Genomic DNA, 20089 nt, shown 5'->3' on the forward strand with positions numbered 1-20089 from the left:
TATCCTTTAACTCTTAAATTAATTTATTAATGTATTCCGCTATTCATTTTGCATATGCCATTAACTGACAAAATACATTCACTAACTTCTGCTGTTTAATATTACTTGTATTACAATTTATTAAGTTGGGATTCCCCACCACGATCGCTAAAGACTGTGCTCTCGAATTCGCTACATTTAAACGGTTTTTATCAAACAAAAAATCCATTCCACGTGGTGAATCATTCGCATCACTTGCACATAAACTGAAAAACACAATAGGTGCTTCCTGGCCTTGAAACTTATCTACACTTCCCAGCTTTGCATTTTCACCTAAAGCAGATTTAAGCTTAGTCACTTGAAAATTATATGGTGCTACAAATAAAATATCATCTAAAGTAATAGGCTTTTTATTACCTTCCTTATCGGTATAAATTCGCCCAATGAGCTCATTCACAGCATGTTGAATCGCTTGAACCTCTTCATCACTCGCTTGAGTATTTCCTTCATGTTCAACGGGGATGAATACAACACCTGCTTCCTTGTTTAATACCCCCTTATAACCATCAGGGACTTGAATAACTTGCAGATCGTTAGACTTGTGTGAATTTAACTTACCCTCATAAATGGCCTGACTGATAAACTCATTTACTTTTGAATGCATTCTGTAGGTAGTGTCGAGAAAGATGCCTCGATTAGGCTCAATTGTTGGATGATCTTTTAGCAAATAATCTAAAATAGACAAACCACTATCGCCAGGGTGCGTACCTTGAGCGGGTTGTCCTAGTTGCATTTGGTCACCCATTAAAACCAAATTATGAGCTGATTGACTCATTGCAATTAAGTTTGCTACCGATACTTGCCCTGCTTCATCAATAAACAAATAATCAAATTGCTTATTTAATTCCTCACGAGAAAACCCCCACGCTGTGGTACCAACGACACATGCTCCATCAAGATATTCAACTATTTTGTCATTCTTAATTTCTGAAATTCCAAAGTTTTCAATTTCAGTATCTGTATTTTTTGTACAACAGAAATGAGCTGGAATATTTTCATTTTGGCAATACTGTGCCACACCAATCAAAAGATTATTAATTGCCTTGTGGGAATTTGAGCTAATGCCTACTTTTTTTCCTTGCTTAAGTAGTTCTGCAATAACATGCTTACCTGTAAAGGTTTTTCCTGCTCCAGGAGGTCCTTGAATCACAATATATGAGTTATCCAAATTACAAATTGCCGATTTTATTTGATCCAACTTTTCTAAGTTTTTATGGCTCGAAACAATTATTTCTCCCTTTTCTATACCCTTAATGCGTGGATAATCCCGTCTTAAAAAATGGAGAATAGCATCATCATTGAGCTGGTTTTCATAATAGCTTCGGACTACTGTTTCTATTGCTTTTGGAATAGGCTTTGGATTTACATAATCATCCGGGATTAAATGCACAACAGACAGCGGTTCTTTAAGCTGTAAGCAAATTCTGCCTTTTGAAACTGATGAATGCTCTTTTAATAATGTCGCTTTAAGATTGTTTCCCTTTTCATCTTCCTCCCCAAGAATATAAAAGCTAGTGGTATTTGCCATTTTAAATTCTTGATGAGGATCAAATGCATACTCATATGCTAAGCTTCTTGCTTTAGGAGTCGGTTTAAATGGCTCTTTGTCTGTACGAATACAGTTTACTAGACAATCAAGATCATCATAAAGCTCTTCTACTGTTAAGCCCATTCTTTCAAAAAGTCGCCAAAAAACTGGCTTAGCTTCTCTACGATGAAATTCCAGTGCCCAAGCCATGTTTTCACAAATTTGTGACTCAATTATATCGTGAGACTTAAGAGATTCTGCTTTACTCAATAATTGATCTCTTAAGTTTGTTATTGCCGTTATTTCCTCACTTAGCTCTTTTTCTACAATGTCTTTTTTTCCTACATACTGGATGCCAAATTCTTGCTGTTTCTGATGCAACCAAGCCACCAACTCTTGCGTACTATTACAATCATCAATATTGTAGTCTCGAATACTTTTCAGGACTTTTGATGTTTGCCAGATTAATCCATCTGGATTAACTCGCCAATTTTCATATACGACAACAGAATCGCCGCCGGAACCCACTTCTGTCTCACGTTTACCACGGTATAAGTGTTCTACATTTTTAATAGAATATTTAGGTTCACCAATCAGCAATCCATTTTTAACGATCTTGTACAAATCAACAAAAACTTCATTTCTTAGCAATTGATCTACTTCAAATTCGCAAACACCATAACGGCACATGAGCTTCTTACATGCAGCAATTTCATAGTTTGCATAATGGTAAATATGCATCGTAGGATCTTGCTGCCAACGTGCATAAACCCATTCGATAAATGATTTAAATGCTATTTTTTCTTCGACTTCATTGTGAGCCCAAAAATCTATAAATTTACGCTCACCTTTTTCATCGAAATATGTACATCCCCACAAGTACTCAAGCCCCCCTTCAATTAAAGGAAATCCCTCGATATCAAAGTACACATCATTTTCAGAGTGCTGAGGTAATAGTGCCAATCCTAGTTTTTCATGAGTGTTAATGATTTCAAATAAAGGCGTTGCAAGCCCTTCACTTTTTCGCTGAATTTGGGCCTGAGCTTTTAATCTTTTATATACATCAGTATTCAAGCTCTTAATGCTTGGCTTATCACTATTAATCAAGTCTTGCATCGTCTGAATACCATCAGCATTCAGCTTCTTGATTTGCGAGCGTGTAATTGTGGCGACTTGTGAAAGGTGATCTACCTCTTTGAGCAATTGTTTTGCATAGTTATTCCAACACCCCCATGACTTAGAATCAGAAGGATTGGGGCGATTTTCCAAATCGAATTTTTCATGCAATTGCAAAAAGGCATTTTTTACGGATCGATAGTAATAGTAAAACTCTTGTGTTCTCAATCTCTGTTGAGTTTGATCACCTAAAATAATGACAAAATCATCCGAATAACGACCTTGAATAGCTGCAATCATTTCCTGATAGCAACACAATTGAATGGTGTAATATGGTTGTAATGATTTTGAAAGTTTGGTGTCCCAAATTTCATAATGATAGTCCCCAAGTTGACTAGAACCTGGAACCTTGACTAAAAAATCAGCAAATCCTGTAAACTGATCTTGACTTAAACAAGCCTGGAAAACAACATCTGCACCTTCTTTCATGGCCTGTATCGTTGCAGCCTTCTTATCTGAGCTTAATCCTATATCTTCAATTGTTAAGCCTTGTCGTTTCAATCCTTCCAACACAGATGATTCGTGCTCTGCACCTTTATCCTGGAGCATAAGCATCATTGCATCATCTTGATCTTTAAAATCTAAAGCTTCAGGAGAAATAAGACTGAAATGTTCCATCCAGGAAGCAAAAGGACTTTCTAAAAACAAAATCAAATCTGAGGGAGAAAAAATTAAATTATCATTGTGCAGTTTCATATTTACCCCAAATATTTTTATAAAGTACTAAAAAATGGATACTACTATAAACATATGATAATTATTACTATTATTTAGTCTTATGAATTAGCCCCAGTACTTTTGTATTTTTCCAGCTTTTCTTATTTTCAGATGCAAAAGTGTGGCATTACTGACGCAAAAGTACGGTATTGATGATCCAAAAGTTTGGCATTACTGAGGCTTTGTTGCACAAAGATTTGAAATGCAAAGCGCCCCTAATTGAGCCAAATTTAAGGCGTAACTTGGGTAAGTGGTCGACCTAATTCCGTAAATCTGTTAAGGACTGCTACACGTGCATGGATCTCATTCACTTGGCTATCAAAACTCCTTGCACTGAGTTTATCTCCTAATAATTTGATGCAATGCATCTTAGTTTCAACCAAACTTCGACGATGATAGCCTGACCATTTTTTCCATAGTGTCCTGCCTAAACGTTTAATTGTTCGAAGTAATTCATTTCGCTCTAGCGAGCTACTCTTTGTATCTTTCCATGGTTTCGCATTTTTTCTAGGTGGAATCACCGCATGCGCTTGCCGATCTGCAATGACCTGACGGCATTGCTTGGTGTCATAAGCTCCATCGGTATAAACAGAGTCAATCCGCTCATCTTGTGGAATCTGATTAAGTAAATCACCAAGCACCTGTGAATCACTGACATTATTGGTTGTAAGCTGAACTGCTCGTATTTGTAGGGTTTTAGCATCTATACCAATATGAAGTTTACGCCATTGGCGACGATATTCAGGTCCATGTTTCTTGCGTTTCCATTCGCCCTCACCTAGAAACTTCATGCCTGTAGAGTCCATGAGTAGATGCAGCCCATCGCTACTTTTTTGGTAGCTGATTACAATATCAATATGCTTTTGTCTTCTACAAAGCGTGGTGTAATCTGGAGCTATCCAATTTAATCCGCAAAGTTTAATCAGACTTTGCACAAAGCCAGTGACCATACGTAAAGACAGACGGAATAAGGATTTAATCATTAAGCAGCATTGGATGGCTGCGTCGGAGTAGGTTTGATTTCGCCCTTGTTTGCCTTTTGATGGCGCATACCATTGCGTAGCAGGATCAAACCAAATGGCAATATTTCCGCGACTCATGAGTGCTCGGTTATATGCGGGCCAATTGGTTGTGCGGTAGATTTTGTGTGTAGGCTTCTTCATTTGAAAATTATATCGCTGAAAAAGCCTTTACAGATAGGTTTGTGCAACAAAGCCTACTACAATTAAAAAACAATTTATCACTAAATATTTTTATTTAAATATTTCTTTAAAATAGATATTAACTGAATTTCAATCAACCTTTAACTCAATTAAAGGCCCTAACCTATTCACATTTTCTTGCATGAGAGCAATTTGATTGATGTGTATATGCCTATACAAATTTCTAATAGCTAAAGGCTGAACAGTATCAGTATAAAGATCATGACTTTTATGGATCTGTTCAAAAAATTTCGTAGTGTTATTGTCCACATGGTTTCGGTTGATTTCATTCCAGCATTCAGGAATTAATATCGACATTGTTCTACGTTTAAGGAAATGAGCAGCGATGTTCAACCCAAATGGATCAAAATCACCATAAAATGCAATTTCAGCATGTTCGGGAAGTTTGGCTAGTAATTCAAACACCTGACGTGCATTTTGACCCTGACCACGATATAAAAATAGACTGTCTTGCCATTTTTCAGGTAGCTGTTCATACCAATCAAACAGTCTCGTCAACATCGTTCCATTTTCAACAATAATCAGTTTTTCAATCTTATTGCAACACAACACATGGGCATGAACCGTGGGCACTAAGCCCTTATATCCAATCGTTACCTCTTCCTGTTTTAATGGCAATTTTGCATGCACCGATGCAAATACAAGTTGATCGCCGAATACAGAATATCCACCAGACTTTTCATCTTTCAAAAAGTTTAACAAATCCATACGATCAGATTCTAAATTCAGAGACTGTTCAGGAGCGACTTTAACCTGTTTTGCATAGATACAGCGCTCCAAATACTCCAGTTCTTTGGATGTAAGGTGAAGCTCCTTACCATGGACCGTTCCAATCTGATAATCCTGATGAACTTTTTGCCAGGTTTTATTGAATGCCATAGACCGCTTTTTTAATTGCAATGCCGTCTGAATTACCGATAGTTCACGTATACCAAATGTCACTCATGTTCTCCTATCAGGCAATCTGTTGCAATTTATCAGTTCGAGAAATGATGACATCAGATACACAACTATTTCCATCAAATATAGGATCTATAGTTTCGACAAATTCCATGTTCAATTTATCTTTGAATCGGTTTCTATAGTGGCTGGTTAAAGCGATCAGCCAAAAATCGATATCGCATCCTGGCATTAGCAGCTCATATGTTTCAACGCCACTCAATTGTTGATGTTTTCCCCCATCCACAAGCAATGCATCAAAGAAATTACTCGTAGCAATTTCTAAAGCAGTTAAAGGCTGTTCAACAACCTCACTCCCTTCTCTAACATCTGGCAGATTTTCTTGATTTTTATTCTGCTCTATCCGTTTTTCACGCTTGGCAAATACTTTTGAGCCAAGTTCACGTAGCATTTCCTGTTCTTCATCAGCATCCAGATCTGCATAGCTGATGAGTTCACTGCATGGCACATGATAAAAAACTTCTGACGCCGTCGCTTCATCAAACTCCAGGTTTAATGTAGATTTTCCTTTTAAAAAGCGGTGGAAAGCATCCACCATGTTGCTTTTTTTCTGCGAAGATAATTCTTGTTTCCAATCAAACAACTGCTTGTTTAATTTAGAAGCACTGTATTTCACCTCTTTACTACAGATAATGAATACGGGGATCAGCTTATTTACCACCAAACTTTCAAGATCTTTATCTGAAGCACCAAGCTCAAGCATTGCGTTGGTTGAAAGTGCGCCCATCACTTCAGTCAATGAACTTAAAATCCTGATGGTTTTTTCAATGCGTTGAATACGGACCTCAAGATTGTTAAACAATGCCAGGTCTTGAAGTGCTTGGGTGGAGAAATCATAGCAGCTCTCAAAAATAGTATTGGCTAATTCAACAATACCTTCACTAATTTCATCCTTATAAATTTCAGCATCTTCTACACTTTTGAGTTTGGTCGTTTCAAATTCACTGATATTGGCACGAATATCTGAAATAAGTTTATGAATCTGTTTAGAGCTGTCAGTAACCCTACGTTTTTTCTCATAATACGTTACGAATGAAATCACGTGGTTGTATAAGTTAAAGCCATTTTTTTCAGTGTTGAAATAGCCAAGTTCTGCTTTATTCAATACTTTGATTAAATACTCATTGTCATCAGTTACAGGCACAATTGCGTTGTTAAATACAATCGCATTACCGATATGCTCAATGTAGTTGTTGAGGGCTTTTGCCGCTTTGGCTGCTGGATATTCCAACTCACTCATATCAGCTCGCCCTGCTCCGGTTCAGGTATTTCATCGTAATTGATGCCATTAAAAGTACAAATGTATTCTAGCTCATCATAGAAAACAGACCACTTAGCTGTCGCAATATAAGTCGTGCCAGTGTTACCGGTTGGATGCAGATATTGATTGCTGACAAGGTATTGAAGCACAGAGCTAATCTGCTCTTTGGGTGAGGTGGATGCCTTACCTAATTTGATGACTAACTCTTTGAGTTGCGACATAATAAGTGGAGATCGTTCAACCTCAGTGATGAGTTCACCATAAGTCACCGTATCCCCACATTGCATGATACGGCTATTGTCTTTTATTGAACGACATAAGCGAAGCCAGTCATTCAAGGGCTCCATTTTCGACACAATTTCGCTGAACTGTTTTCTTAGAAGTTCACGGGTTGCTTTGTTCTTGCGACTTTCACTAAAGACACAGTAGAACCCATAATTATCTTTGGTACGGACGCACTTTTTTCCCATCCAATCGAGATAATTATTTATTTCCTCCAAGACCAGATCATCTTGGAGCTTGTGGTAGAGATCTTTGTGGACATGTTCATCAATAATTCCCCCAGAAATTAAAACATTTACAATGTCAGAAAAAATTGATTTAGCAATTTGCATAATAGGTCCCCACTAGGCTAAAAGCGGATTAGGTTTTTCGTTTTTCTGGGTTTTAAACTTGCGTATACCGAAGTTTCGGTCGATATCATTCTTATGCACAAAGCTTTCACTTAATTCACTGGATAAGTTCGGCTGAGCGCAGACCAGATAAATATTCTGCTTTTGCATCAACTCGAATAATCGCATTGTATTTTGTGAATCAAACTGGCCGATTTCATCGAGTGGTACATGGATGACTGTATTGATATCTGGACATAGTTTTCGTGTTAAAGCCGTAAAGATAATAATGACAATTAATCGTGATAAACCAGTACTACTGCCGGAAAGCAAATCAGAATCATTGTTCACATAAACCTTACGGTTATTTTCCTCATAGCTGATACGCAGTTTGACTAAAGAGCGGATATCGTCAGTCTGAACATTCGACTTTTCTAATGCTTTAACAGCTGATTCAAATGACCGTATTAGCTTCTCACTCGGTAGTATGAGCTGAGATGATTTCTGGATTGATTCTTCATCCAGATCTTTTTCAAAGCGATCTAACTGCTCATAGACATTGAGGCCATCAAGTACAGAAAGTAATTCAATCTGAATATTACCTAACGCTGTAAATGGATTGGTTGTATTGGTTTGCTCCGTAAGATCCTTAGATATCGCATTCAGCTTACGGCGGAATTTAGCCAAAGATTGCCCATAATTACGTAAATCATAAGCAGCCAGTTTAAAACTATTGATCGTGAGGTTTTCTTTAGTGGGAATATCCACCAACAGCATATTTTCGATTTCTTTCATACCGTAAAGATCATATGTGGTGGTGTTCACATTACCTAACAGCGCCATACGGTTTTCCCACTGCTTGTAGAGCTCGAAATCACTATTCTGGCGTAAAATACTTAGTACTGTATTGAGGGATTGTTTCAGCTCCTTGAGCTGTTCTTTCTGACGATTAAGATGATCCTCAGTATTCCGGTAAAACCATTCAAAACTAACCGGCTCAGCAACCTCAAGCTGTTCAATATGCGGAATACCTTCCAGTACTGAATTAATACGGTTTCTTAAAGAGGCTATCTTGGTATTTTCCTCTTCAACCTGCTGAAGATTGCTTTCAATAAGGTTAACTTCATGACGTGATTGTTCTTTAAGTTTTTCGGTTTTGACATTCAGTTTGTCAAAATTTTGTCGGAAAGCATAAATTTCTTGTTCGAGATTTCCGATTAAGGTGCAGATCCCCGTTTTACGAGAGTATTCCTGCTCGAACCAAATCTTGTACTGCATCAAGATGATTTCATAATCTTTCACGATATGACATTTATGGTTCAGTTGTTTTAGCTGATCCTGTGCCTTTTGATAAAGCGTAGTATCCAAACCTTTTTGCTGCAATTCACTATTACGTAAAGATTCAAGATCTATGAGTTTATTATCACATTTATGAATCACAGATTTAGATCTTTCATCCAACATTGCTTTACGTTCTAATTGTTCTTTAATTTTGAAATCATAACTCTGCTGAATTTGGTTTTTTTCATTGCCAAAACGATCATGAATCATTTGGCGTTCTACATTTACTTGTTGATTGAATAATTTTAATCGCTGACGAGCCTGATCACGTTGTCCTTCAGCTAATTTTCTCCGATCCATTACATTTGTTTGGATCTTTTGCTTATATTGCTCAAATATACGCTGGGTACTATCAAATGTTTCTCGGCATTGACGCAGCTCATTCTGTAATTTAATGAGGTTTAGCTCAAAATTCTGAACTGCTTTGGCAGCTGCAGCCACTGCTTTTTCAGTATGGCTGTATTTCTCTTTAGCCTCTTCCAAAATAGTGGTTGCCTTTGCAAGGCGCTGCTCCAATTCATTGAGTGATTCGGCTTCAACCGGAAGATCCAGCTTGGAAGTATCAAGATGAAGGCCATAGAAACTAACATGTCCGCTTTGTTGTTCTGAGTCCCAAGAAGGCTTCAACCCGGTATGCAAAAATAATTTAGGATTAATCAGTTTGGCAATGTTGTGTTTCCAATCGTCTTCAGGACATTGTTTCAGAAAGCTCAATAATGTATTTTTCTGATACAAGATATCTCTTAACTGATGTTCCGTTTGTGTAGATTTATCTAAATGGTGTTTAGCTGAATCAAAATCTACATTAGCTCGAGTGTGCTCGCTTTTTAGGCGTGATAAATCAGCGTTTGCTGTGTTGAGTTGCTGTTCCTTATTCCGTATCGCTTTTTGGTGAGTGTGTAGATTCAGCTGGTACTCTTCGATTTGCTGTTGCTCTTCCTGAGTATGATTAGATGCTTCAGCAATCAAATTGTTGCAGTGATCAACCTCATCTTCATAAAATTTGCGCTCATTCTGTTTGCTTTGCTCGAAAGCATTAAGCTCATTTTTTTCATCCAAAGCCAGTTGATCTACTGCATGAGACCTATCCTGTTGCAAATTGTGTATTAAATTAGAAACCTCATTCTTACGTTCATGAATAGCAGCTAAATCTCGGTCTTTTTCTTCCAAGGCATTATTTTTAAGTTTTTCAAATTTATGAACAATTTCTTTCTGGTTCTTCTCTAACTCATCCACATAACGGCGCGCATCTTCAGCTTCCTGCTTGTACTTAGCAAGATTACTGAATTCTTCCTGTTTTTTCAGAATGTCTGCATTTTTATATTTCTGCTCGTTTTCCTCTATTAAAGCTAAACTATGTTGTAAACCTTCCAACTCACCTTTCGCCCGTGATTCATTGGAGCTATTCGCAATAATCTCATTTTCAATCACCTTTAATCCAGCTTTGGCATGTTCAATAGCTTGGCTTCTCTGATAACGAAGCTGTGCGATTGTCGTATTATTAAACTCTAGTTTATTGAGTGCCTGACCTCGATAAGCCTCCAGCAAAGAGTAAGTCTGCATTAAAGCATGTCGCTGCTCGATCCCCAGTTGCAGTTTTGGCTTTTCCTTATCAAACTCCCGTAATGTCTGAACATCAGCAATGAGGCTGGAAGAATTCAGCGTATTTGAGCGCTGATTCATCATCTGCTCATTTTCTAAAAAAGCATCAACCAACATGAGCTTAAAGTTATCTAACAGGTTGGTTTTATTTAGGGTGATCTGGGTGGATGCCCCAATATGCTTTAATTCATGGCCTTTGCCGCTAAGAGAGAAAATAGAAGCAAGATCCCTGAGTTTGAAATCACGATTCAGACGTTTTTTATCGCTAGTTAGAACCGCTACATAATCCAGGCTATTGTCGATCTGTTTACTGACGTAATAACCTTTCATTTCAATTTCTTGCAACAGACTTTTTACCGTCTTGTGTTGCTTATGGAATTCGATAGAAGATTTTGAAAAAACAGTCTCAGATGCGCTGCCCTGAATAAAGCGATAGCATTGTTTATCCTGATTACGGTAAAAAACAGCACAGCAAAGTCCCATCGGTGTGTTGTATTCAAACACTATCATGCTACGCGCATGAGGGAGATAATAATCTGTAAAATTGAGTTTATTGGCAGAGCGATCCATTAATCTGTCTGGACGGGCCCCATAAAATATTGGGATTAAATTTAAGGTAGAGGTTTTTCCTGCACCATTTGCACCCGTTAAATTAGAATTCCCTTCACCTAATTCAATTTTTGTAGAATTATTTGGTAAGTATGAATCATAGAGATAAATATTTTTTAGGCCATTCAATTCATGCAAGTCATTCATTTAACGTTTTTCCCAGAAGGATTATTCAATATTGCTTAGGGCAATCTACCCTTTAATCTTATTCAAATGCCCAGTAAAAAAAATTCAAACCTAGCAATACATTTAGCCATATACATTATTAGGTAATCTTAGAAGATAGTATCAAAAAATGTAATAGTTTTAGGGACTAATGCTTGAGACAACCAATTTCCAAGCCAACAAACCTTACATTTTTTTTAGCATGAATTTGGAGGGTTACCTAAGGGAATCGTGTCAAAAAAAATGTAATATGCTGCGAGCTCAATTTCTTAAAGTCACAGATTCAAAAGTAAGTTTCCTCGCTAGCCAAAAACCTATTAAAGGCTCTAGCATCTTGAACTTTTATAATATTTTCAAATGTCTTAATAGGTTGATCAATTCCTTCTAATGCTTCAATTAAAGTTTCTTCAGTAACATCGATACTTTGCATTATAGAATTACCATAATGCCCTGTTGTTTTTAAATAAAAATCAACAAGTTTTTTTTCTATTAGTTGCGGTGTAATCATAATCAATTATCTGAAAGCTATTTTTAAAATGCTCATTTCATAAGCATTTTTCAGGATTAAATGTGCTCTTATTTACTCACCAACACATCATAAATAATATGTGCAAACTGCTTCATCTTCGCAGGATCACTCATCAGCTGTGTCATTTGCTCAGTATGTGCATCATTGCTATCCAATACGGCGTCATCAAGCGCCGTATCAAACTCACCGAGCATCGCCTGCTCACGGGTGTTATTTTGAATCTGCTTCATCATCCGCACGTTTTCAGACATCTTATCTGCCACGGTATGAACATAATTAATCATGTCTTTATCAGTCAGCTTATCCGTGATAAAGATCTCATTCACGCGGCTTAAGATCACCGACAGGAAGTCTTCCTTCTTGTCTTTCGCCTTGGCTGTACCCAAATCATTCCCAGGCTCCAATTTATGCTCAGTACTGTCTGCTTTAAGCTGAATATCTTGCTGACGTAACTTAGACAAGCGGTAATGGCTCATCGCCACATTGCTCAGATCAATCTCATCTTCATCCGTAGCTTGTTCACGCAGCATTGGGCGTAAGTTACGTGAAAAAAGACTGAGCTTCTCAAGTTCTTGATCGTCATATTCCACGATTTGAGACATAAACTCATAGAAACGGGTAAAACTGCCTAAATCCTTTTTAAAGATTTCCAGAGCATCACGGGCTTTCTTCGCTTCTGCAAACTCATTTTCCGCATTGGCAATTAGTACGGCGTCACCTGTCTGTTTACAGCGTTCTAAACGGTTCTTAGTGACATCATAATCATTCACGGCTGCCGTGTAACGATGTTGCCAGCGTTGCATCGCAGGCTTACAGATATTGGCAAGTGCCGCATTGGATTTGTTCTTGCTATAAAAAGCTTCTGTAAACTGCTCTACCTCAGTCATCAGGAACATACCTGCTGACTTCAACTTGTTGGCCAAATCGTACACCTGATCAGGATTGGACACATCTGCCAGTTCTGCCGTTTGGTAGTAAGGTTGGAAGGCATCCAGAATATCTTGCGGTTCATTAAAGAAATCCAGAACAAAGGTGCCAGTTTCTGCTTTACCCGGATAAGTACGATTCAAACGAGATAAGGTCTGTACGCATTCCACGCCACCCAATTTCTTATCGACATACATTGCACACAGCTTCGGCTGGTCAAAGCCGGTCTGGAACTTGTTTGCCACAATCATTACCTGAAAGTCATCGCTATCGAATGCCTTACGTATTTCACGACCTTTCAGGTTCGGGTTCATGTTACTTTCAGTGAATTTCTGCCCCAGTAAATGACTACTATCAGAATCGTTCTGGTTGAATTCTACCTCACCAGAGAATGCCACCATGGCTTGAATGTTGGCATACTTCTGTTCAGCAATGTATTTATCAAAGGCTTGTTTATAACGCACTGCTTCTTTACGAGAACTGGTCACCACCATGGCTTTGGCTTGTCCACCGAGTAAGCCCATAATATTTTTCTTAAAATGCTCAATGATGATATGCACTTTTTGCGAGATATTATGATCGTGTAAGCGTACCCACTGATTTAGCTTGGTCTTGGCTTTCTTGGCATCGACCTGAGCATCTTTTTCTTCGATCTTCTGCTTGAGCTTATAAATGACTTTATAGTTGGTGTAGTTTTTCAGTACATCCAGAATAAAGCCTTCTTCAATCGCTTGGCGCATCGAATAGACGTGATATGCCACAGGAATATTGGTTTTAGACGGCGGCATGCTTGGATCGGGCAAGCGTCCAAACAGTTGTAAGGTTTTATCCTTTGGTGTTGCGGTAAAGGCATAGAAGCTTAGGTTTGCACTACCCTTACGTGATGCCATCACGGCATCGAGTATATCTTCCGAAGAAAGCTGTTCATCTTCATCACGCTCTTCAATCATCAAAGTTTCTTTGAGCTGACGCGCCGTGGAACCGCTTTGGGATGAATGGGCTTCATCGGCAATCACGGCGTATTTACGTTCTTTTAAACTGGTGCTGTTTTCAATGGCACGTAGTACAAATGGGAAAGTCTGAATGGTCACGATAATAATCGGCTGAGCCATTTCCAAAGCTTTTGCCAGTTTCTCCGATTTGGAGCCATCGCCTTCCTTGTTGTTAATCCGTCCCACGACGCCATCTGCATGTTCAAACTGATAAATGGTGTCTTGTAATTGCGCATCTAAAATGGTTCGGTCTGTCACCACAATCACCGAATCAAACATCTTTTTATTATTGGCATCATACAGACTGGAAAGCTGATGCGCCGTCCATGCAATCGAGTTGGATTTACCCGAACCTGCGCTGTGCTGAATCAGGTATTTCTGTCCTGTGCCTTCAGCTAATGAGTCCTCAACCAGTTTACTGACCACTTTCCACTGATGATAACGTGGGAAGATCAGGCTCTCTTTTTTGTATATACGACCTTCCCAGTCTTCCTTTTCTTCAATCTGAAGATGGATAAAGTTACCGACAATATTCAGCAAGCTATCAGGTGTGAGTACTTCATTCCATAAATAGCCTGTTGCATATTCATTTTGATTTTCAGGAATGTCATTGCCTGCACCCTGCTCTTTGGTGCCTTTGTTAAATGGCAGGAAATAGGTGCTATCACCATTCAAATGTGTCGCCATATACACTTCATACTGACTCACGGCAAAGTGCACCAATGCACCGCGTTTAAACATCAGCAAGGGTTCAGGCTTATTGGTTTCAGGGTCTTTGGGCAATCGGGTTTTTCGGTACTGGGTCATGGCGTTTTGCACAGCCTGTTTAAACTCAGACTTCAGTTCCATAGTTGCCACAGGGAAGCCATTGATAAACAGGGTCAGATCGATGCGCCATTTTTTGGCTTGTTTGCCAGTTGCCTCTAATTCGGCTTTGGATGTATATGGGCTATACACCAGTTCAGGCACCACACGGCAGATGTTTTGCTGATAGCGTTGATTCAGTTCAGGGTTTAGGCCATGTTCAGGTTTAAACTGGCAAAATGAAAAACGTACCCCACGGGTACGGATACCATGCCGTAATACGCCCAATGTGCCATAGCTACGAGATTCAACATCGGTGGCATTGATGTTGGCTTTTTTAAGCTGAGCCACCACGGTATCTAAAAAATGACGTTCAGTATCATTCGGGAAGATGCTTTTAAACTTCTGCCACTCTTTGTCTTGGGTCTTTTGTACGAAGTCTAAAACATCCTGTTCATACAACGCTTTTTCACGGTTATAGCCTGCGCCTGAACCCACAAGCCAACCATGGCTTTGCATTTGCGCAATAATATCTTGCTGGAAGATGGTCTCTAAAGTTGCATCCGATCTCATTATTCCCCCGACCCTCTCAATACTTAAATTTCTTTATTACTGTTCTATGTGCCAAATAGGATGGCTTTGCCAATCTTCAGGGAAGCCCATCGCTATTTTTGATATGTTGTGATGTGTCAAAAGCAGATCAACCAGACGTTTACGCCATGTATGCTGCGGGGCGATTTTGTCCATGAAATAGAGTAGAAATACCAGACTGTTATAAATTTTTCGATCTGCTGAGTTACTAGGTTCAAAATTGCATTGCACCCGAAGCCCCATCGGCTTACTGCGTGGCTTAGCGATAGTTTTGGTAAATTTGCGGTTCCATAGTCTTGAATGATGAGCACAGGTATTTCTTAAGTAGACAAAATGCTGTAATAAGCCTTCAAACTGTTTTTCATCGCAATCAAAATGACTGGAAATGGCTTTACGTGTCTGAATCGGTGCCAAGAGCTGATACCACTTAGACAGTTGCCCAAAACTCATGACTTCGCAGGTGGCCCAAATCGGTGGTAATTCAGGATCATCATAGGTACGTTTATAGTGTTCTATAAAGACTTCATCTGCGCGGGACACTTCAGTTTTCAGTGATTCGAGTAAGCTTTGCCATCTAAAGGCGGGTTTAAAGTACTGGCCTTGCAGATAGGCGTGACAACCATGCCGATGTGCCAGTTCATAGGCAAAACGGGTACGAACGGCAACTTCCAGGCGTTCTATGGCATCCAGGATGAGTAGCCTTAATTCACGGTCGAATACATATAACTCTAAAACCTGTTCAAAACTAGTCTCTGGTTTAAAGCAATGTGGTGAATGGGTATCTTCAAATGGAAGCCAATAGGCACCTAAGCGATAATAATTGATTTGCTCTAGGTAAAATTGTGCCTGTTGTTCATTGGCAAATTGCATGCCACGCGCTTTTAATAACTCGATTTGTTCAGCAAAAGTTTTGGCAGGCTTGTTAAAAGATTTCATAACTGGCTTGCCCTGATTGTTATATTTTTTAGGGCGCTAGAAACAAGTAACCCGACAGTTTGAGGATGCAATTGCTTGCCTAGCCTTGTCGGGTGTTGTTGAGCATATAGTGAATCATTGCAATTAATTATGCAATGATTTTTTGTATCTGCTGAAGTCCGCATTGGTTTGAGACAGCTCAGCATACTCACGAGCTTAACCCCTTTTTAGCTTCATTGGGATGTTGCCAGTTGCGTACATCGATCTTTCCTGTCACCGCAGAGGAAATTAGGGCTGTACGGCGTTCTTGTAGAAGCTCAATAGCTTTGTTCATTTCCCTTTCGATCACACTATATTTATTCAACATATCATTTAAATAACTAACAATTTTCTGTTGGTCATCCAAAGATGGAAAAACCCCTTGTACAGCCCCAATACGTTCAACATTAAGATTAGCTTGCGTACTTTGAGTTGATGTTTGTTCTAATGCAGGTAAAGCAGCCATAAAACTGTATCTTAAAAACTCTAAATCAATATCTTGATTTGGTTTAAAACCAACAACGCTATCAGGTGCATAAGCTTCAAAACCTAAAATAGCTAAATCACCAATGTTAGCTGCAATCGCCATCATTAATGTACCTTTTGGAAACAATTGGCTAACTTCTTTCCCTTTTTCATTTAGGGTTTGAGAATAACTTGTAATATATTTACCTGCTCTCGCCACATCACCTGTTTGAATAAATGGATATTCTCCATCGTAAAAAGCAGGATCATTTCTAGGGCGATGACTAAATTTCCCACGATAAATTTTAGAAGCATGACGATAACTCTTAACCATCCAATGCTCAGGCACTTCCCCTAACCATTCCACACCTGAATCTTTCATTGCGACATCAGGATTTAAACCTTTGGTGACGGCGTGGCTAATCACGGCTTGACGCTTTTCTTTAAGTAGTTCAATCAGCTTTTCTTGTTTAGCAATTAAGGTATCAATTTTTGCGGTTTCATGGTCGAGGAAATTGGCGATTTTATATTTTTCGTTATTCGAGGGAAGCCATACATCAGCAGCTCTTAACATTGCTTGTGTAATACTAAAAACTTTTACACCTTTTACAGCCAACTGAATTTGTGATCTAAATTCTTTTGAATCAAATAAATAAGCATAAAATCTACTTACTGAATAATCAAACGGACGTCCTATTACCGTGTGGTAACCAGCAAAAACTTTTTCATCATTTACCAGATGCGTAAAATTACCTGAACCTTTTAAATCTTCTGAAGTATCTGCAAAAACAAAGTCACCTTTATTTAACAAAGCATTTTCAGATGATTTTAGATAACTATTATTTACGCATTTAAGAGGATGTTTAGTAGGATCTACTTCGAATCCATATTTTGAATGGACTTCACCATAACTTACACATGGGATACCTTCATCTTCAAGGTTATCCTTTGTAATAGTCAATCCTTTACTAAAATTGAATAAATATCTCAATTTACTCATATCCCAATGACTAGGAATCTCTCCTAACCATTCAATACCTGAATGTTTATATTCAGCATATTTCTGATACTTCGCCATTACGAATGCACCTCTTGAAGAAGTGTCATAATTTCAAGGCTGATCGCATCCAAATCCGCATCAATCTCGCTTAAATCACGTGGTGGCTCATACACATAAAAATGACGGTTAAACGGAATCTCATAACCCACAATACCAATTTCAGCATCCTGTGCATCACGCTTATCGGCATTAATCCACGCATCAGGCACATGCGGTTGCACCTCACGCTTAAAGTAAGACTCGATTAAATCGGTAGTGCTGACATTTGGATTTAAGGCAATATTTTCTGCATCACGTAAATCACCATCCTGCACAAACTCAACAACTTTGCCTTTATAGTTAAACTGACCATACAGCGGATTTTCTGAGCCTTTCACCACTTTATTGATGACAGGCTCAGCATCAGCATTCTTCCAGGTGATCGCATCAATAAATTGCTTCTTCTCTTTAGTTTCAAGTTTTATATTGGCATCTTTGAGTGCTTGTTTGAGGACATCATCAAAGGCATTAAAGTCATCACATTGCGCCGTACCAATTTTGGCTTGTAAGGCTTGGGCTTTATTGAATAACTGACGTTGCTCTAACCACAGTTTCGGTTCAAGTACGGTTTTAATATCTTTTTCTTTCAGCTCGCTAAATTCAGCTTTAATCAGCGCACGAATCTCGGCTTCATACTCAGTCAATTGACCATAACTGTCTGCTGTCCATGTTGCGCCGTATTGCTCATATAGCTTTTGCATCACGGCATTAAATGGCTTCGGTGCAAAACGTAAGGATGCTACAGCAGCATCACTCACCTGAGCCGATAAACGCAAAGGACGTTCAATAGTCACACGGCGGTAGCCAAACTCGTAACTGTTAAAGATTTTACTTGAGAAAGGCTTTTTCTGATCACTTTCACCATCATGAGCTAAGGTATCTACCGCTTCAAATGCGCCGTAGTTTTGGGTAATGGTACGGATTTCTTCATCGGTTAAATAATTACGCTTCGAGCCTAAAGACTTACGCATTTTTGAACTGAGGCTAGTAGCATTAATCAAATGCACTTTGCCTTTACGCTCAGCATCTTTCTTATTGCTCAGTACCCACACATAGGTCGCAATACCAGTGTTATAGAACATGTCGGTTGGTAGCGCGATAATCGCTTCTAACAAATCGGCCTCTAGAATATAACGACGGATTTCACTTTCACCACTACCTGCACTTCCAGTAAACAACGGCGAACCATTCAGGATAATGCCGATACGACTACCCTGACCATTGCTGTCAGTATCACGCATCTTGCTAATCAGGTGCATCAGGAACAGTAAAGAGCCATCCGATACACGAGGCAAGCCTGCACCGAAACGCCCTTCAAAACCTTTTTGCTCATGCTCATCTTTGATGTCTTGTTCGATCTTCTTCCAATCCACACCAAATGGTGGATTTGACAGCATGTAGTCAAATTTCTCATATGCCAGTTGGTCATTAGACAGCGTATTACCCAATTTGATGTTACGTACATCCTGCCCCTTGATCAGCATATCCGCTTTACAGATCGCGTATGACTCTGGGTTGAGTTCCTGACCAAAAACCCGCATTACCGCTTCAGGGTTATGCTCATAGACATATTCTGCACCCGAGGATAAAAATCCACCCGTACCCGCCGTGGGATCATATACGGTGCGGATAATGCCTTCTTTAGTCAAAGCATCATCATCTTTGCTAAAGACCAAACCAGTCGTTAAACGTACGATGTCACGTGGGGTAAAATGTTCCCCTGCTGTTTCATTGGAGCTTTCAGCAAAACGGCGAATTAATTCTTCAAACACCAAGCCCATTTCATGGTTCGATACGGCGCTATAACTTAAATCGGTTGCAGCAAACTTTTGCACCACTTTATAAAGTAAGTTGGCATCATCCAGTAGACCAATAAATTCGTCAAATTTGAAGTGTTCAAAGATTTCTCGGGCATCTTTAGAAAAGTTCTGAATGTAATTGTTCAGGTTAGCACGGATGTCTTTTTGCCCCAGACTACCTAAATCCAATTCAGAGGTATTAAAGAATGACAGTCCACCTGTTGCCTTGAGAAGCATTTTTTCTTTGGCTTCTTCTGGTAAAGGCATTTGTTTTACTTTTTCATTCGCAGCAAGCACTTCGGCTTTAGTTGGCGCCAACACACACTCAAGACGGCGCAGTAAGGTAAAAGGTAAAATCACACGACCATATTGGGATTGTTTAAAGTCACCACGCAGTAAATCTGCCACCGACCAAATGAAAGCTGCTACTTGTGAAAAGTTATTATTTGTCATTAAAAAATACCGCTTGCCCTAAGGCTATAAAACTTGAAATTTATAGTGATGATTGTGCCTGATTTACAACATGTTTTGCTAGAGATAGACTGTACAAAAGAATATTAATTAGTAGTACATATGGGGGTGGGGTTTCAAAAAGTATGCTGGGATTAAATGCAGCCATAATTGATGTAGAAAATACAAAACTTAGTAAAACCAGCCACATTCAATAACTAATAATCAACAACTTACACAAAAATAT

11 protein-coding genes are annotated in these 20089 nt (G+C 38.9%); all 11 read right to left on the minus strand.

Translation table 11 applies throughout. From position 1 onward, the window contains the following. Positions 1–43: 43 nt before the first annotated feature. Positions 44–3439: a TM0106 family RecB-like putative nuclease gene (locus AC4MDD_RS09480; RefSeq protein ID WP_420938169.1), complete on the minus strand. Its 3396-nt coding sequence runs from the start codon at positions 3437–3439 to the stop codon at positions 44–46. A gap of 251 nt (positions 3440–3690) precedes the next feature. Further along, the gene (locus tag AC4MDD_RS09485) at positions 3691–4623 is read right to left on the minus strand and encodes an IS5-like element ISAba12 family transposase (protein WP_053579251.1); all 933 of its coding nucleotides are present in this window, start codon (positions 4621–4623) and stop codon (positions 3691–3693) included. 129 nt (positions 4624–4752) lie between these two features. Further along, positions 4753–5625, minus strand: coding sequence for a DUF7281 domain-containing protein (locus AC4MDD_RS09490; RefSeq protein ID WP_114837862.1), 873 nt, complete (start codon positions 5623–5625; stop codon positions 4753–4755). 13 nt (positions 5626–5638) lie between these two features. Further along, positions 5639–6883, minus strand: a complete 1245-nt coding sequence (locus tag AC4MDD_RS09495) for a hypothetical protein (RefSeq protein ID WP_104469926.1) — start codon at positions 6881–6883, stop codon at positions 5639–5641. Then, positions 6880–7518: a hypothetical protein gene (locus AC4MDD_RS09500; protein ID WP_104469925.1), complete on the minus strand. Its 639-nt coding sequence runs from the start codon at positions 7516–7518 to the stop codon at positions 6880–6882. The genes AC4MDD_RS09495 and AC4MDD_RS09500 overlap by 4 nt, the downstream gene beginning before the upstream one ends. 12 nt (positions 7519–7530) lie before the next feature. After that, a complete protein-coding gene (locus AC4MDD_RS09505) occupies positions 7531–11214 on the minus strand; it encodes an ATP-binding protein (protein ID WP_279670225.1) in 3684 nt (1227 codons plus the stop codon). 301 nt (positions 11215–11515) lie between these two features. Continuing rightward, complete coding sequence (locus tag AC4MDD_RS09510; protein ID WP_279670226.1) at positions 11516–11740, minus strand: hypothetical protein; 225 nt, start codon at positions 11738–11740, stop codon at positions 11516–11518. A 68-nt stretch (positions 11741–11808) separates the two neighbouring features. Next, positions 11809–15057, minus strand: coding sequence for a type I restriction endonuclease subunit R (locus tag AC4MDD_RS09515; protein ID WP_491881496.1), 3249 nt, complete (start codon positions 15055–15057; stop codon positions 11809–11811). A gap of 36 nt (positions 15058–15093) precedes the next feature. Next, the gene (locus AC4MDD_RS09520) at positions 15094–16011 is read right to left on the minus strand and encodes an Abi family protein (RefSeq protein WP_491881497.1); all 918 of its coding nucleotides are present in this window, start codon (positions 16009–16011) and stop codon (positions 15094–15096) included. Between the two features lie 187 nt (positions 16012–16198). Continuing rightward, positions 16199–17572 carry a restriction endonuclease subunit S gene (locus AC4MDD_RS09525; protein ID WP_491881498.1) on the minus strand — a complete coding sequence of 458 codons (1374 nt, stop codon included), beginning with the start codon at positions 17570–17572 and terminating at the stop codon, positions 16199–16201. Continuing rightward, a complete protein-coding gene (locus tag AC4MDD_RS09530; RefSeq protein ID WP_491881499.1) occupies positions 17572–19845 on the minus strand; it encodes a type I restriction-modification system subunit M in 2274 nt (757 codons plus the stop codon). Before AC4MDD_RS09530 ends, AC4MDD_RS09525 begins: the two co-directional genes overlap by 1 nt. Positions 19846–20089: the final 244 nt, after the last annotated feature.

This window comes from Acinetobacter sp. CAU_H_29a_1, from assembly GCF_058599505.1.

What these genes read in the sequence shown, in the direction of transcription:
- AC4MDD_RS09510 (WP_279670226.1), bottom strand. Translation starts at nt 11,740, where the DNA reads ATGATTACACCGCAACTAATAGAAAAAAAACTTGTTGATTTTTATTTA.
- AC4MDD_RS09520 (WP_491881497.1), bottom strand. Translation starts at nt 16,011, where the DNA reads ATGAAATCTTTTAACAAGCCTGCCAAAACTTTTGCTGAACAAATCGAG.
- AC4MDD_RS09480 (WP_420938169.1), bottom strand. Translation starts at nt 3,439, where the DNA reads ATGAAACTGCACAATGATAATTTAATTTTTTCTCCCTCAGATTTGATT.
- AC4MDD_RS09500 (WP_104469925.1), bottom strand. Translation starts at nt 7,518, where the DNA reads ATGCAAATTGCTAAATCAATTTTTTCTGACATTGTAAATGTTTTAATT.
- AC4MDD_RS09530 (WP_491881499.1), bottom strand. Translation starts at nt 19,845, where the DNA reads ATGACAAATAATAACTTTTCACAAGTAGCAGCTTTCATTTGGTCGGTG.
- AC4MDD_RS09485 (WP_053579251.1), bottom strand. Translation starts at nt 4,623, where the DNA reads ATGAAGAAGCCTACACACAAAATCTACCGCACAACCAATTGGCCCGCA.
- AC4MDD_RS09525 (WP_491881498.1), bottom strand. Translation starts at nt 17,572, where the DNA reads ATGGCGAAGTATCAGAAATATGCTGAATATAAACATTCAGGTATTGAA.
- AC4MDD_RS09495 (WP_104469926.1), bottom strand. Translation starts at nt 6,883, where the DNA reads ATGAGTGAGTTGGAATATCCAGCAGCCAAAGCGGCAAAAGCCCTCAAC.
- AC4MDD_RS09515 (WP_491881496.1), bottom strand. Translation starts at nt 15,057, where the DNA reads ATGAGATCGGATGCAACTTTAGAGACCATCTTCCAGCAAGATATTATT.
- AC4MDD_RS09505 (WP_279670225.1), bottom strand. Translation starts at nt 11,214, where the DNA reads ATGAATGACTTGCATGAATTGAATGGCCTAAAAAATATTTATCTCTAT.